This is a genomic window from Shewanella loihica PV-4 (assembly GCF_000016065.1).
Lineage (GTDB): Bacteria > Pseudomonadota > Gammaproteobacteria > Enterobacterales > Shewanellaceae > Shewanella > Shewanella loihica.
In genome coordinates, this window is the sequence record NC_009092.1 from 743,985 (window position 1) to 760,010 (window position 16,026).

Annotated in this window: 12 protein-coding genes; 5 read left to right on the top strand and 7 right to left on the bottom strand. The window is 56.9% G+C overall.

Annotation, left to right across the window (positions count from 1 at the left end):
* Window positions 1-11 precede the first annotated feature (11 nt).
* The 3 genes from norR to SHEW_RS03380 form a co-directional block, all read right to left on the bottom strand.
* Window positions 12-1,547, bottom strand: a complete 1,536-nt coding sequence (norR, locus tag SHEW_RS03370) for a nitric oxide reductase transcriptional regulator NorR (RefSeq protein ID WP_011864462.1) — start codon at window positions 1,545-1,547, stop codon at window positions 12-14.
* Window positions 1,548-1,721: 174 nt separating this feature from the next.
* Window positions 1,722-4,013: a nitric-oxide reductase large subunit gene (locus SHEW_RS03375; RefSeq protein ID WP_011864463.1), complete on the bottom strand. Its 2,292-nt coding sequence runs from the start codon at window positions 4,011-4,013 to the stop codon at window positions 1,722-1,724.
* A gap of 291 nt (window positions 4,014-4,304) precedes the next feature.
* Entirely contained in the window at window positions 4,305-5,231 is a 927-nt protein-coding gene (locus SHEW_RS03380; RefSeq protein WP_011864464.1) for an LpxL/LpxP family Kdo(2)-lipid IV(A) lauroyl/palmitoleoyl acyltransferase, read from the bottom strand.
* Between the two features lie 105 nt (window positions 5,232-5,336).
* On the opposite strand from SHEW_RS03380, the gene hldE reads away from it, so the two are divergent.
* Both hldE and SHEW_RS03390 read left to right on the top strand, forming a co-directional pair.
* Window positions 5,337-6,767 carry a bifunctional D-glycero-beta-D-manno-heptose-7-phosphate kinase/D-glycero-beta-D-manno-heptose 1-phosphate adenylyltransferase HldE gene (hldE, locus tag SHEW_RS03385; protein ID WP_011864465.1) on the top strand — a complete coding sequence of 477 codons (1,431 nt, stop codon included), beginning with the start codon at window positions 5,337-5,339 and terminating at the stop codon, window positions 6,765-6,767.
* Entirely contained in the window at window positions 6,764-7,600 is an 837-nt protein-coding gene (locus SHEW_RS03390; protein WP_011864466.1) for a hypothetical protein, read from the top strand. The genes hldE and SHEW_RS03390 overlap by 4 nt, the downstream gene beginning before the upstream one ends.
* A 70-nt stretch (window positions 7,601-7,670) precedes the next feature.
* Here SHEW_RS03390 and SHEW_RS03395 read toward each other — a convergent pair whose 3' ends face one another.
* The 4 genes from SHEW_RS03395 to SHEW_RS03410 form a co-directional block, all read right to left on the bottom strand.
* A complete protein-coding gene (locus SHEW_RS03395; RefSeq protein WP_049766562.1) occupies window positions 7,671-7,955 on the bottom strand; it encodes a hypothetical protein in 285 nt (94 codons plus the stop codon).
* A gap of 264 nt (window positions 7,956-8,219) precedes the next feature.
* Window positions 8,220-9,602, bottom strand: coding sequence for an NAD(P)(+) transhydrogenase (Re/Si-specific) subunit beta (locus SHEW_RS03400; protein ID WP_011864468.1), 1,383 nt, complete (start codon window positions 9,600-9,602; stop codon window positions 8,220-8,222).
* A gap of 6 nt (window positions 9,603-9,608) precedes the next feature.
* Window positions 9,609-9,884, bottom strand: a complete 276-nt coding sequence (locus SHEW_RS03405) for an NAD(P) transhydrogenase subunit alpha part 2 (RefSeq protein ID WP_011864469.1) — start codon at window positions 9,882-9,884, stop codon at window positions 9,609-9,611.
* Entirely contained in the window at window positions 9,884-11,053 is a 1,170-nt protein-coding gene (locus SHEW_RS03410; RefSeq protein WP_011864470.1) for a Re/Si-specific NAD(P)(+) transhydrogenase subunit alpha, read from the bottom strand. Before SHEW_RS03410 ends, SHEW_RS03405 begins: the two co-directional genes overlap by 1 nt.
* A 331-nt stretch (window positions 11,054-11,384) precedes the next feature.
* Between SHEW_RS03410 and SHEW_RS03415 the strand changes: the two genes are divergently transcribed.
* The 3 genes from SHEW_RS03415 (at window position 11,385) to SHEW_RS03425 (ending at window position 15,689) form a co-directional block, all read left to right on the top strand.
* Window positions 11,385-13,169, top strand: a complete 1,785-nt coding sequence (locus SHEW_RS03415) for an assimilatory sulfite reductase (NADPH) flavoprotein subunit (RefSeq protein ID WP_011864471.1) — start codon at window positions 11,385-11,387, stop codon at window positions 13,167-13,169.
* 77 nt (window positions 13,170-13,246) lie between these two features.
* Window positions 13,247-14,944: an assimilatory sulfite reductase (NADPH) hemoprotein subunit gene (cysI, locus tag SHEW_RS03420; RefSeq protein WP_011864472.1), complete on the top strand. Its 1,698-nt coding sequence runs from the start codon at window positions 13,247-13,249 to the stop codon at window positions 14,942-14,944.
* Window positions 14,937-15,689, top strand: coding sequence for a phosphoadenylyl-sulfate reductase (locus tag SHEW_RS03425; protein ID WP_011864473.1), 753 nt, complete (start codon window positions 14,937-14,939; stop codon window positions 15,687-15,689). Before cysI ends, SHEW_RS03425 begins: the two co-directional genes overlap by 8 nt.
* Window positions 15,690-16,026: the final 337 nt, after the last annotated feature.

Consider the following 16,026-nt stretch of genomic DNA (forward strand, 5'->3'; position numbering starts at 1 on the left):
CTGAAATTGACTTACTTTAACCCTATCCGTTTTGCCAGGCGGTGTAAATTACCCGAATCGACCTCGAGATCCCTGGCGGTGGCGGCCCAGTTATTATCGTGCTGGCTCAGGGTTTGACGTATGTAGTCGGCCTGAAAGGCTTCGGTCGCCTGCTTGAGGCTGCCGCTAAATTGCGGCGCCAGGGTTTTACCGCTGCTTTGGACGGCGCGCGGTGCCTGGTTGGCGAACTCGAAATGCTCGGGGTTGATGACGCCGTTACTGCCGGACGACTGGGCCCTCGCCAGAATGGCCGCTCGGTAGATGCTGTGCTCCAGTTCCCTGACGTTACCGGGCCATTGGTAGCACTCCAGCATGGCAAGACTGGTCGGGCTGAGCCTTAGTGTCTGTAGCCCAAGTTGCTGACGGCAGCGCTCGACGAAGAAGCCGCTCAGCAGGGTAATGTCCTGCTCACGTTCTCTCAGTGGCGGCGCGATCAGCGGGAAGACGCTGAGTCTGTGGTAGAGGTCGGCGCGAAAGCGTCCCGCCAGCACCTCGTTCTTCAGATTCTTGTTGGTGGCGGCGATGATCCTCACATCCACCTTGAGGCTGCGATCGTCGCCGACTCTTTGCAGATCGCCATATTGCAGCACCCTGAGTAGTTTGGCCTGCAGGGTCAGCGGCAGCTCGCCTATCTCATCGAGAAACAGCGAGCCCTTATCGGCCATCTCGAACTTACCGCTGCGGTTGCTGACGGCGCCGGTAAAGGCCCCTTTGACATGACCGAACAGCTCACTCTCGGCCACAGATTCGGGCAGGGCGGCGCAGTTGAGGTAGACCAGCGGCTGGCTGGCGCGCATGGAGCCTTGGTGGATCTCATGGGCGATCAACTCCTTACCTGTGCCTGTCTCGCCCATGATGAGTACGTTGAGATCCGTTGGCGCCACCACGGCGATCTCCTGCTTGAGGTTGTTCATCACCTGTGACTGGCCGATGATCTCCTTGGTGCCTTCCTTACTCTGGCTAGTGCTGTCACCCTTATCCCATTGGGCCTGCAGCGCCTGCTTCTCCAGCTTGTCGATCAGCAGGGCGTTGTTGAGCGACGCCGAGGCGATGGCACTGATCCCCCTAAGCTGCTCGTTGGTGAAAGACTTAAACTGATCCGGATCGAAGCCATCTATGGTGACGGCGCCTATCAGGCTGCCATCGGCGAGCAGTGGCAGGCCGATACAGGCGTGTACCGTGAGGTTGTCCCCCTGATTGGGGATCAGGCCGTCGTAAGGATCGGGCAGATCGCTGTCGGCGGGAAAGCGCACCACATCACCGGCGCGGGCGATGGCCTCTAGCCTTGGGTGTTCGTGGAGCACGAAGCGGCGGCCCAGAACATCTGGGCTCAGGCCATTGATGGCCAATGGGGTAAACTGCTGACCCTTAAACTCCAGCAGCGCGGCGGCGTCGCACTGCATGCTTTCCCTGATGGTGTCGAGCAGGCGTGAGAACCTGTCATGATTGGACAATCCCGAGGTGATATCTAACGCCATCCGCGTTAATTGGGTTTGACTTAATGCCATGGGGTCTCCGAAATATCGCGCCAGTGCCAAGGGACATCCTTCTTCATCGGCAGGCTGCGGCTGTACTAGGAATTAGTATATGTCAATTTAACAGTAATGTTTATTGTCATTTTTACACTTGCTTTGAGGGTAAAAAGGGGTCGATATGACCCCTTTGTCGAGTGATGTCAGGTGTTATGCGTTGGCCGACAGCGGCGCATCGGCAATGGCTTGAGTGCCTTTGGCGCCGATGGCTTTTCTGATGATGTCGAACAGGAAGGCGCCGAGGAACAGGCCGCCTGCACCGAAGATGACGTCACCAGGGACACGCATCCATACCAGGGTTTCAACCAGTGGGCTGTGGATCACCTCTGGTGAGCGGGCGAACCAGTAGCCGTTTTCGATGACGGCGAAGAACTGAGTCAGGCCCACAGGCAGCAGTGACATGAAGACCATGGCCGCCAGACCTATGTTCAGGCTCCAGAAGGCACCCTTAAGCAGCTTGTCGCTCCACTGGATCTGACCTGTGAGGCCGCGCAGACAGAAGAGCATCAGGCCTACACCCAGCATGCCGTACACACCCATGAAGGCGGCGTGGCCATGGGTCGCAGTGGTGTTCAGACCCTGGATGAAGTAGAGCGAGATAGGTGGGTTGATCAGGAAGCCCAGTACGCCGGCACCCACTAAGTTCCAGAAGGCGGTAGCCACGAAGAACATGATGGCCCACTTGTAGCGAATCATCCAAGGGCTGGCGTTACGCATACGGTAACTCTCGATGGCTTCGAAGCCGATGAGGGCTAGTGGAACCACTTCCAGTGCTGAGAAGATGGCGCCCCAGGCGATCACACCCGTTGGTGTACCTGTGAAGTAGAGGTGGTGCAGGGTACCGATAAGACCACCGGTGAGGAAGATAACCGTGGCGAATAGTACGGCGCCGTTGGCGCTGCGGGCACGGATGAGTCCCAGACGAACCAGCATCAGGGCGATAACAGAGGTCGCGAAGGTCTCGAAGAAGCCTTCTACCCATAGGTGAACGACCCACCAGCGCCAGTATTCGGCGATAGCAAGGTTGGTGTGTTTGCCCATGAAGAGACCGGCACCATAGAAGAGGCCGATGGCGACACAAGAGGCGTACAGTACCCAGATAACAGGGCGCATCTCGCCTTGAATCTTAAGGGCTGGGCGCATGGCGGCGGTGACTAGGGTTAGCCAGATCAACAGGCCAGCCAGTAGCAGTACCTGCCAGACACGGCCGAGGTCGATATATTCATAGCCTTGGTGACCGAAGAGGAAGTTGGTATCCAGGTCGAAGTACTGCTGTACGCCAATCCATTCACCAGCCATAGAGCCCAGTACTACAACAACCAGAGCTACCCAGAGGACGTTGACGCCCAGACGTTGGAACTTAGGCTCATATCCAGACAGCGCAGGCGCTATGTAGAGACCTGTGCCGAGCCAGGCGGTGGCGATCCAGAATACCGCCAGCTGGGTATGCCAGGTACGAGTAACCGAGTAGGGCAGTATCTCTGCCAGTGGGATGCCGTAGAAGTTTTGCCCTTCTACCGCGTAGTGCGCCGTCACGCCCCCTAGGAGGATCTGCAGCAGGAAGAGGCCGACCGCGGTGACGAAGTATTTACCCACGGCCTTCTGTGAGGCGGTAGGCTTCTTAAGGAACAGAGGATCTTGCTCGGCTGGCTTAGGCAGCTCTTCATGTTTGCCTGAGGCGTGGTGCCATACCAGGGCGCCAATACCGGCGATCAGGGTGACGATACTCAGGATAGACCAGACGATGTTGTCTGAGGTTGGGGTGTTACCTAGCTGAGGATCGAAAGGCCAGTTGTTGGTGTAGGTATACTCTTGCCCCTCGCGCTCAGTGATGGCGGCCCAGGCGCCCCAGAAGAGGAAGGCGTTGAGCTGTTGGCGACGCTCAAGGTCAGGCACTGTGCCTTCCTTCATCGCATACTGTTCGCGCAGAGTAGAGAGCTCAGGATCGTCGCCGAACAGAGACAGATAGTGGTCTGATACCTGGCCGATGGCCTGAATACGGGTGTCAGACAGGCTGATGCGTATCTCGCCATTGGCCGAGGTAGTCAGGGTGTTGCGACGTAGGTCGTCACGCAGCGATTGCTCAAGACCGGCCTGTTTGATCGAGTCCAGCTCGTTGAAGCTTCTGCCATACTGCGCCTTGGCGGTGATATCCAGCCAGGCCTGCGCCTCACGGTGCAGCCAGTCGGCGGTCCAGTCAGGGGCGACGTAAGAGCCGTGACCCCAGATAGAGCCTAGCTGGTGTCCGCCCATAGAGCGCCAAACCAGTTGACCACGCTCTATATCGTTTTGGGTGAACAGAGGTTGACCCTGCACATCGGTAAAGGCGGTGGGGATTGGGGGTTTTTCGCGATAGATCTGACTGCCTATGCTCAGCAGTACAGAGAAGGAAGCGATAAGTACTATCAAGAGTGCTATCGCCGTTAGCCGTTGTTTATTCATAGAGCCTCTCAGCGCAATATATTGTAGGTGTGGAGTACCCTGCTATAGCAGCTAATGTGCCATACTTTTAAGCTGTTGATTATTATAGATAAGAATATATTAGTGTCTTATTAAATTGTCATAATGACAATCTAGTTAAAGTGTAAAAATGACACCGCGTGTCAAAAAGACAGTGTGTGTTTTATCTGTGTCGATTTGATACTTGTTGGGTTATGGGGAGATGTGCGGCAAATAAAAAAGCCAGCCTAAATGGCTGGCTGTTACCGAGCGACTAACCGCTTGGCAGTCGGGCTAGCGATAGAGCGACGGGTCATCCTTATTGGGACGGGTCTTGAAGCGTCTATGCAGCCACATGTATTGCGCCGGGCTACGTTCGATGATCTCTTCTATGATGCGGTTACCCCGCTTGGCATCTTCCAGCTCGTTCTCGCCGGGGAAGTCTTCCAGCGGCGCTTGTATCTCTATGGTGTAACCCTTGTCATCTTCATTGCGCACCACAATGAAGGGCAGCACCTTGGCCTTGCCCAGTTTGGCTAGGGTGGTGGCGCCCGTGATAGTCGCGGCCTCAGGCACGGCGAAGAAGGGGATAAAGACGGCGCTTGAACGGCCGAAATCTTGGTCCGCCGTATACCAGATCACATCGGGATTGCGCAGGCTGCGCACCATCTGTCTGAGATCCCGCTTGGGAACCAGCCCTTTGTTGGAGCGCAGACGCCCCTTAACCTGAAGGTATTCCATCAGCGGATTATTGTGGGGGCGGTAGACGCCTATGCCCGGCTGAAACTGGCCGAATATGCGTGCGCCCATCTCCAGCGGCAGACAGTGTACGGCGAAGAGGATCACTCCCTGTCCGGCGGCCAGGGTCTGCTCTACATGCTCGCGGCCTTTAATGGTCATGTGGCGCTGAATGCGCTCGTCACTCCACCACCAGGCGTTGGCGATGTCGAATATCGCCTTGCCCGTCTCTTCGAAGTTGCGGGTCAAGAGTTGCTGCTGCTCGGCCTGGCTCATCTCGGGGAAACAGAGTGCTATGTTGCACTTGGCGGTATTGACGCGACTGCCGGCTATCGCCATGGCCAGGCGGCCTATGCCTTGTCCCAATTTCATCTGGGCTCGCAGGGGCAATAGCTGGGTCAGACGCATAAAGCCGACACCTAACCAGATGAGCCAATACTTGGGATGGAAAAATTGAGCGGAGAATTGAGCGTTTTCGACCACGGTTGACCCTATGGGGTTTACAAAAATTACTGCTTATTCTAACTCAATTTATTGGGAAAATTAGGTATAATCAGGGATTAATTTTCGCAAAAAGATAAGTGCCATATGAAGATTTCTCTGCCAGCTTTCGAAAAAGCAAACGTTCTGGTCGTCGGTGATGTGATGTTAGACAGATACTGGAGCGGTCCAACGGGGCGCATTTCGCCCGAGGCACCTGTGCCCGTGGTACGAGTGAATCAAATCGAAGACAGACCCGGCGGGGCGGCCAACGTTGCCTTGAATATCGCCACCCTGGGCGGTCAGGTGAGCCTAGCGGGCATAGTGGGTGAAGATGAAACCGCAGCGGCCCTGACCCAGGGCATAGAGGCGCTTGGCGTCGTGCCTAAGTGGCACACTGTGGCTGAGCTTCCCACCATCACTAAGCTCAGGGTGATGTCGCGTAATCAGCAGCTGATTCGCCTCGATTTTGAGGAGGCCTATCCGGCCGAGCAGAGCCTGGCACTGCTGGCGAGCGCCGAGAAAGAGCTGGATAAAGTGGCTGTGGTAGTGCTGTCCGATTACGCCAAGGGCGCCATCGATAAGCCCGAGGCTTTCATCGCCAAGGCCAAGGCCAAAGGGGTCAAGGTGCTGGTGGATCCTAAGGGCAGCGACTTTTCCCGTTATCGCGGCGCGACCCTGCTGACGCCTAACATGAGCGAGTTCGAACAGGTGGTCGGTAAGGTTGCCGACGAGGCGGATCTGGTGACTAAAGCCAAGGAACTCCTCAAAGAGTTCGACTTCGAGGCCCTGCTGGTGACGCGCTCCGAGAAGGGGATGACGCTGATCACCGCCGATGCCCCCGAGCTGCATATTCCAACCGTTGCCCACGAAGTCTATGACGTGACCGGCGCCGGTGACACGGTGATCTCGGCCCTGGCCACCTCGCTGGCGGTGGGCTGTGAGCTGCCAGTGGCCTGCGCCCTGGCCAACACGGCCGCGGGCATAGTCGTCGGCAAGCTGGGCACCTCTACCGTGAGCCGAATCGAGCTGATCGCCGCCCTGAACCTGAGCCATGGCGAGAGCGGCTACGGGGTGGTCAGCGAAGATCAACTGGCCTACGCCCTGGAGCAGGCCAAGCTGAAGGGCGAGCGCGTGGTGATGACCAACGGCTGTTTCGACATTCTCCATGCCGGCCATGTGAGTTACCTGCAACAGGCGAGGGCGCTGGGTGACAGGCTTATCGTGGCGGTTAACGATGACGACTCGGTGAAGCGTCTCAAGGGCGATGGCCGTCCGGTTAACAAGCTGGATCGCCGTATGGCCGTACTGGCGGGGCTGGCCTCGGTCGACTGGGTGGTGCCTTTTAGTGAAGACACGCCGCAGCGCATCATCTCCAGACTGCTACCCAATAAGCTGGTGAAGGGCGGCGACTATAATGTCGAGGATATCGCCGGTGGCAAAGAGGTGATCGCGGCTGGTGGCAGCGTCGAGGTGCTGGGCTTCGAAGATGGCGTCTCTACTACGGCCATCATAGAAAACATCATGGCTAAGCAGTGATCCCAGAGACGTTATTGATCGCCAGTGCCTGGTTCTGGGCGCCTATGCCCCAAGGCCAGGCCCTGGTGTGTCAAACGTCTCACGTTCAAGAGTGCCTTGGGCAGTTACCGAGTAATGCCAGGGCACAATTACCCCTAAATCCTCAGACGCTTTTGAGTCAGATGGGTCGGCGCGGCGCCATGGTCAGGCCGTTGACTGATGCCGATATTACCGGTCTTGTGTTGCTGCATGATGAGCGGATCCCCAAGGCATATTCGGCGCTGTGGAATGGCCAGGTCTATGCCCTGCCGATAGAACAGGCCTATCAGATGACCCTGGCCCATGAGCTCGGACACCTGGCTGTGAGCCGCTCGAGCTCCGTCTATCTAAAAGCCGACAGGCTCACCCCCTATCAACACGAGTGGCTGGCGGACTTCTATCTGCTCTGGTCCCTGGCCAGAGAAGGGCAAGCCGAGACCCTGGCCTGGCAGCAGTATCACAGGCGTAACCTAGAGGTGTTTGAGAGCGTGACGGCCATCTCTCACTGGTCGACCCCTATGCTCGCACAGCTTCTGGACAGATACAGCTGGCAGGCGCTTGGGGCATTTGAACATTTCGATTCGCTTATCGACGCCATCTATCCAGAGCTGGTCCAGTATGATCAGGAGACGCTCGATGAGTTTGCCAGCCTGCTGCACTGGCTGTTCGGCGCCGCAAATCAGGCTAAGTTACCCCAGTATATGTTTTGGCGGAGAGCTGAGATGGGGGCGTTTATCCGCCCGACCCTGAGGCAGCTGATGGGTGAGCAGGCCGCCGAGAACTGGATGACGCAGCAGGCGATGCAGGGGGAGTAGTCGCTTGGTTTTAGAAATCGTTTGCGAGTCAGATAGAAAATAAAAAGGAGCCAGAGGCTCCTTTTTTTGCTTATTGCTTTCGAGGTGGACGGCGTTCGCGCAGGACGACATCTGGATGAAAGTCGATATCACCTTCGTCGTCAATGGTAGCGAGTTGATCTTCCTGTTTGGCGATAGCGGTACTCGTTGTTGGGGTTTGCCTCACAAAGAGCAGCTGATAACCAAGTTTCGCTAAGGTGTAGAAGGCGAATCGCTGCGCCGTCGTCAACCTGTCCCAATGTTCGTTAGCGTGAGCCTGAGAAACGCGCCTATCCTCGAAAGATAGCAGTCCATTATTTAGCACTTGAGTTTGCATTTTCAAAGCCTCTTTAGGAAACGCTAACATTGTTACATGATGATTATATAATCAGATGTTAATCCAATATGCAAGCGATTCACCCGGCCAAAGCGCGGCCTCTCAGGCTAAGTATAGCCGAAATGTTTAGATAACTTTCCACCAAAAAGCAAGGCGGTGGCGGGTAAAAAATAAACTGCAAACTAATCAATAAGATTTATCTAATTTTATTTTCAATAGGCAATAAAAAAGGCCGTTAAACGGCCTTTTTTCGATTTTGTGCGCTTAGTCCGCTTCTTTGAGGGACTGGGTCAGATCGACAATCGCCTTCTTACCATCGCCAAACAACATCAGGGCGTTGTCCTTGGCAAACAGCGGATTAGGCAGACCGGCGAAACCTGGGCTGAGTGAGCGCTTGACGACCACCACGGTACGGGCCTTGTCGACGTTGAGAATCGGCATGCCGTAAATAGGGCTGCCCTTGTCTTCACGTGCCATAGGGTTGGTCACGTCGTTGGCACCGATGACGATGGCCACGTCTGTCTGTTCGAACTGGGGGTTGATCTCATCCATCTCGATCAGCTGCTCATAGGGCACCTCGGCTTCGGCCAGTAGCACGTTCATGTGGCCAGGCATACGACCGGCAACCGGGTGGATGGCGTACAGCACCTGGGCGCCGCGTGCCTCCAGTACCGAGGCCAACTCGCGCACCGCATGTTGCGCCTGAGCCATCGCCAGACCATAACCAGGGACGATCACCACGCGCTCTGCGGTTTCCAGCAGCATGGCCACCTCTTCCGGCGAGGAGGAGGTCACCTTACCCGCATAGACCTCGTCGGCATCTACCGTCTCGCCACCTTCGGCCATGACGCCAAAGAGCACGTTAAACAGTGAGCGGTTCATCGCCTTACACATGATCTGAGTCAGGATGATGCCCGAGGCGCCAACCAGAGAACCCGAGACGATCAGTACTGTGTTGCCGGTGATAAAACCTGTGGTGGCCGCCGCGATCCCCGAGTAGGAGTTCAGCAGAGCGATAACCACTGGCATGTCGGCGCCGCCGATAGGCACCACCAGGAAGAGACCCAGTAATAGCGATACGGCTACCAAGGCATAGATGAAGGTCGGATTGCTCGGCGTGGTGACCACGGCAACCGTTAGCACCAGGGCGGCGATTAACAGGCTAGCATTGATAAACTTGTTGCCCGGTACCCGGATTGGGTTACCCGAGATCAGCTCCTGCAGCTTAGCAAACGCCACGAAGGAGCCCGACAGGGTCACCGAGCCGATGAGCACGGTCAGACCGATGGAGATCAGCGCCACCACATGAGTCGCCGAATCGGGATCCAGGAAGCTCGCCAGGGCGATAAACAGCGAGGCGCCGCCACCGAAACCGTTGAGCAGGGCCACCATCTGCGGCATGGCGGTCACCTGGATCTTGGTGGCCATCACGGCGCCTATGGCCCCCCCCAGCAAGATACCTGCGATGATCCACTCATAGCTTAGGATGCTCTTATCCAGCAGAGTGACCACCACGGCGATAAACATACCCAGGGCCGACAACTGGTTACCACGCACAGCGGTACGTGGCTTGGTCAGCCCCTTGATCCCTAAAATAAACAGACTCGCAGCCACAAGGTAGGCGAGATAGATAATCGTCATACTCATGTTGGCTTATTTCCTTTTAAACATGGCAAGCATACGGTTGGTGACCATGTAGCCACCCACAACGTTGATGGTGGCCAGTACCACGGCGATAAAGCCCAGCACATTGACCCAGAGTCCCGCACCTGAACCTGCGGCGAGCAGGGCGCCGACCAGGGAGATCCCCGAGATGGCGTTTGAGCCCGACATCAGCGGGGTGTGCAGGGTCGGCGGCACCTTAGTGATCAGCTCAACCCCAAGGAATACTGCCACCACGAACAGGGTTAGTAGTAATAAAATTTCCATTATTGAGCCTCCTCTGTTGCCGCCAGTGGCGGCAGTGATAACAGGTCGCGTAATCTGGCGTTAGCCACCTCACCCTGATGGGCCACGACTGTGTCGCGGACAATCTCGTCGTCGAAATCCAGGTTTAACTGGCCTTCATTGTCGACGATCAGTTTGAGCAGGTTCTCTATGTTGGTGCCATACATCTGGCTGGCGTGGGTCGCGGCGCTGCCCGGCACATTTGATGGCCCGAGTATGGTAACGCCGTTATGGACAACTGTCTGGTCCAGCTCCGTCAGCTCGCAGTTACCGCCGGTTTCGGCGGCAAGGTCGACAATCACCGTGCCAGGTTTCATGGCATCCACCATCTCCTTGGTGATCAGTACGGGCGCCTTGCGGCCTGGGATCGCGGCCGTGGTGATGACGATATCCTGCTGGGCCAGCACATTGGCCATCGCCTGCTGCTGACGCTTGATAAAGTCATCGCTCTGCTCGGCGGCGTAACCACCCTTGGTCTCTGTGTTCTCGGTTTCCAGATCCAGCTCAACCGGTTTGGCACCTACAGAGAGGATCTGCTCCCGGGCGGCCGGGCGAATATCATAAGCTTCCACCACGGCACCCAGGCGTTTGGCGGTGGCACAGGCCTGTAGGCCGGCGACGCCGACGCCCATGATGAAGGCGCGGGCGGGTTTGAGTGTGCCGGCGGCCGTCATCATCATAGGGAACATGCGCGGCGCCTCATGGGCGGCCAGCAACACGGCCTTGTAACCGGCGATGGTGGCCATGGAGGAGAGGATATCCATGCTCTGGGCGCGGGTGATCCGCGGTACCAGCTCAAGTGCCAACGCGCTGGTGCCTGTTTGGGCCAGGGCGGCGGCATTTTCCGGTTGCGCCAGGGGATCCATCATGCCGATAAACAGCTGCTGGGGCTTCGCCTTGGCCTTGATCTCCTCGAACTGCTCACCCTTGAGGTTGACCAGGGTGATGATATCGGCGCCGAGTACCTCGTCTCTGTTGGCAATAACGGCTCCCGCTTCCTGATAGGCTTGATCGCTAAAGCCCGCAGCGAGACCCGCTCCGCTCTCCACGAGAATTTGGAGGTTTTTTTTGATTAACCGAGTCACATTGGCCGGGATCAACGCAACGCGTTTTTCGTCGGCATGGCTCTCTTTAGGTAGACCTAGTTTCACTGAGAAACCTCTTAGTTGGGGACAGACGTCGTTTGAATTGTTGGCTCGCTATTGTGGCGAGTCTGGACTTAGACACAAGCGCGAATTTTTCATAATCAGCGCTGGTGCACTGGTCGGAGCAAAAAGTTTGCGCCAGTCCACAAAATTTCATTTCAAATTCTGTGGTTAAGGGCACAGCTTAAGCAAATATCACTCACCACTCTCACTTTTGTAGCTCAAATTATGACCTTTGCATATTCCAAAAATGAATTAAAAATTAGATTTTATTCTTTTTTGCTTTTCTCTTAAGCCACTAAGCTAGGCTAATTACACTGTTATAGGGCCGTCTTCCATGCTGTTAAAAGAGCTTTCATCACTGGCTTCTCCCCTGTCTGCGACGCAGGTGGATAAGCTTAAGCAACTCACCTCTGAACTCAACGCCGTGCAACTCGCCTGGGTAGGCGGTTACCTGTCGGCCACGGCCGAACTGAGCGGCGTGGCCGGCGAGGTGCAGCAAGCGCCCCAGCAGACTATCACCATTCTCTACGGCAGCCAGACAGGTAATGGCCGCGGTATCGCCACCGAGCTGGCCGAGAAGGCGCAGGCCCAGGGCTATAGCGTCAACCTAGTCTCCATGGCCGATTACAAGACGCGCCAGCTCAAGCAGGAGACACTGCTGCTTGCCGTGGTGAGCACCCATGGTGAAGGCGAGGCGCCGGACGACGCCATCGAGCTGCACAAGTTCCTGGCCTCTAAGCGCGCCCCTCAGCTAGACACCCTCAACTACGCCGTATTGGCGCTGGGAGACTCCAGCTATGAGTTCTTCTGCCAGACGGGTAAAGATTTTGATGCGCGCCTGAGCGCACTGGGCGCCAAGGCGATCGTGCCGCTCACCGAGTGTGACGTGGACTACGAGAGCGCGGCCAGTCAGTGGCAAGAAGCCGTGCTGTGCGCGGTCAAGCCACTGGTGGGCACCGGCGCCAGCGTGGTCTCCATCGGCAGCGCAAGCAGCAAAGTCAGCAGCTCGGCCTTCAGCAAGCAGAAGCCCTACAGCGCCGAGCTACTGGTGAGTCAGAAGCTCACCGGCCGTGATTCGGACCGCGACGTACGCCATGTGGAGATAGACCTTGGCGAGTCTGGCCTGAGCTATCAGGTGGGTGATGCCTTGGGCGTCTGGTTCAGTAACAGCGACGCCCTGGTTGAAGAGATCATCAATGGCCTGTCTCTAGATGGCGAGGCCGAGGTGACTCTGGGGGGCGCCACCCTAACGTTAGCCCAGGCGCTCAAAGAGAAGCGCGAGCTGACCCAGCTCTATCCCGGCCTGGTGCAAAACTGGGCGCAGCTGAGCGGCAACGAAGCGCTACAGGCGATCAGCGAAGACAGAGAGCAGACCCGCCAGTTTATCCTTAAGCATCAGCTTGCCGACCTGGTGGCCAAGTATCCTGTGGATATCGGTGCCTTCCAGCTGGTGGAGCTGCTGCGTCCAATTACCCCAAGACTCTACTCTATCGCCTCGAGCCAGTCTGAGGTGGAGAGCGAGGTACATTTGACCGTGGCCTTGGTGGCTGATGAGCGCGACTCGGGCACCCGCTTTGGCGGCGCGTCTCACTTCCTGGCAAGCGCCGAGGAAGGCGCCGAGGTGAAGGTCTATGTGGAGCCGAACAACCACTTCCGTCTGCCGGAAAACCCAGACACGCCTGTGGTCATGATTGGCCCTGGTACGGGGGTAGCACCGTTTCGTGCCTTCATGCAGGAGCGCGCGGCCCAAGGTGCCCAAGGCGATAGCTGGCTCTTCTTCGGTAATCCGCACTTCGAGCAGGATTTCCTCTACCAGACAGAGTGGCAGCAGTATCTCAAAGATGGCGTGCTGACCCGCTTAGATTCCGCCTTCTCGCGGGATCAAGCCCATAAGATCTATGTGCAGCACCGCATCCTGGAGCAGGGCGAGACATTGTGGCAGTGGATCGAGCGCGGCGCGCATCTCTATATCTGCGGCGACGCCGATCGCATGGCCAAAGATGTGCATCAGGCCCTGATCGAGGTGATCAAGCAACATGGCGGCAAGAGCGAAGAGCAGGCCGAGGCCCTGCTTGAGAGCCTGCGCAGCGACAAGCGTTACCAGAAAGACGTTTATTAATTGAGACAGGCGCCAGTCGCCGACAGATTAACTTGCATGGGCAGAGCCGGTGCAAAAGAGACAATAGGGCAGCAGCCATGAGCGACCAGAAATTATCAGTAAACGAGTACCTAAAGACCGACAGTAACTACCTGCGCGGCACTATCGAAGAGGGGTTAGACACCTCGCTGACCGGTGCCTTCAACGACGCAGATCAGCAGCTGATCAAGTTCCACGGTTTCTACCAGCAGGACGACCGCGATCTGCGTAACGAGCGTAAGGAGCAGAAGCTAGAGCCTCTCTACAGCTTCATGCTGCGTGCCCGTGTGGCCGGTGGTGTCTGTACGCCTAAGCAGTGGCTAGGAGTAGATAAGATAGCCTCGACCCTGACCAGCTCCAACAGCATTCGTCTGACGACCCGCCAGACCTTTCAGTATCACGGCATCCCTAAGCGTAATCTCAAGACGCTGATCCAGGATCTGGATAGAGAGGCGCTGGACTCTATCGCCGCCTGTGGCGACGTGAACCGTAACGTCATGTGTAACCCTAACCCGGTAGAGTCCAAGCTGCATCAGCAGGCCTACTACTGGGCCAAGAAGCTGTCGGACAATTACCTGCCACGCACCAAGGCCTACGCCGAGATCTGGCTGGGTGACGACAAGGTGGCGGTGAGCGAGAGCGAAGAGGTGGAGCCTGTCTATGGCAAGACCTATCTGCCCCGTAAGTTCAAGATGGCCGTGGCCGTGCCGCCGGATAACGATGTAGATGTCTACACCAACGACCTTGGCTTCATCGCCGTGGCCGAAGATGGGGAGCTGGTAGGCTTTAATATGGTGGCCGGTGGCGGCATGGGCTCGACCCATGGCGAGGTCGCGACCTTCCCGCGTCTGGGTGACGACTTTGGTTTCATCAAGGCCGAAGACTGCCTGAAATTTGCCGAGGCCGTGCTCAAGGTGCAGCGTGACTGGGGTAACCGCTCAGATCGTAAGCAGTCGCGCCTCAAGTACACCATAGTCAAGCATGGTTTTGAGGCCTTCAAGGCAGAAGTGGAGCAGCGCGCCGGGGTAAAATTTGAGCCTAAGCGTGAGGTGGTGATCGGCGATCGCGGCGATCGTTACGGCTGGATCAAGGGGGTGGATAATAACTGGCACCTGACCCTGTTTATCGAGGGGGGCCGTATCAAAGATCTGCCGGGACAACCGCTGCAGACCGGCCTGCGTGAAATTGCCCTGGTACACAAGGGTGATTTTCGCATGACAGCCAACCAGAACATCATCATCGCCGGTGTGGCCGAAGAAGATAAGGCGCAGATCGAGGCTCTTGCCCGCAGTCATGGCCTGATGGGTAAGTTGATAAGCCCGACTCGTGGTCATTCCATTGCCTGTGTGGCGCTGCCGACCTGTGCCCTGGCGATGGCCGAGGCCGAGCGTTACTTCCCAGATTTCATGACCAAGGTGGAGGCACTGCAGGAGAAGCATGGCTTCCTGGAGCAACCGATAGTGATCCGCATGACGGGCTGTCCTAACGGCTGTGCCCGTCCCTTCGCCGCCGAGATTGGCCTGGTGGGTAAGGCGCCGGGTCGATACAACCTCTATCTGGGGGCGAGTTTCGAGGGGACGCGCCTCAATAAACTCTACCGCGAGAACATTCAGGAAGCCGAGATTCTGGCGGCCCTGGACGAACTGTTTGCCCGTTACGTCAAAGAGCGTGAAGCAGGCGAAACCTTTGGTAACTTCACCGTGCGTGTCGGCGTGGTGAAGGCGGTTATCGATGCCGCTAAGGATTTCCATGGATAATTCAGTGATCTCTGCCCAGGCGCTGCAAGCATTGCTTAGCGCGCCCAAGGCGGAGCAAGACGCAGAGCTGGCTCGAGTCAACGCCTTCCTGGCGGGACTCACGCCCGCCGAGCGGGTGATCTGGGGCCTGGCTTACCTGCCGGGCACCCATGCGCTGTCGTCGAGCTTTGGTATTCAGGGCGCCGTAATGCTGCATCTGGTCACCCAGGTACAGCAGGATATTCCGGTGATCCTCACGGACACTGGCTATCTGTTTCCCGAGACCTATCACTTTATCGACGAGCTGACCGAGCGACTCAAGCTTAATCTTAAGGTGTACCGCGCGCCTATGACCAGCGCCTGGCAGGAAGCCCGTTTCGGTCGCCTGTGGGAGCAGGGGCTGGATGGCCTGGAGCAATACAACCGCCTCAACAAGGTGACTCCTATGCAGACGGCGCTCAAGGAGTTGGAGGTTGGCACCTGGTTTGCGGGCCTGCGCCGAAGCCAGTCCAGCACCCGTGAGGATCTGCCGATTCTGGCGATCCACGGTGATCGCTATAAACTGCTGCCGATCCTGGAGTGGAGCAACAAGGATGTGCATGAGTATCTCACCAAGCATGACCTGCCATACCACCCGCTTTGGGAGCAGGGCTATGTGTCGGTTGGCGATACCCATTCGAGTCGCCCGCTGGAGCTGGGGATGACCGAAGAGGAGACCCGCTTCAACGGCCTCAAGCGTGAGTGCGGCCTGCACTATGAGATCTAATGCGGCGGAGTAAATCTCACTGCACTAGCAGTATGATTCATTAGTACTTTTTTCTGATTTGTGCACTTTTTTTACACAGGGTTATGCACAGATCAGAAATTTGAACTATAGTGGTAAGTTCCCGTAGATGGTTTTGGATTGTTGTCTGTATCGGATCCCACTTGGATCCAGTCGCTTTCTCTTCCTCTTTGATGCGACAGGCAGAGCCGCCGACAAGATCGAAACCCAACTCGCTTGGCGAGAGCTAGATGTTTGATTGGTCTGCTGGCGCATGCTAATTAATAGCCATAGGCCCTGGATAGTCCGCTGCGGCTATCCAGGGATATCCCCGCTAATC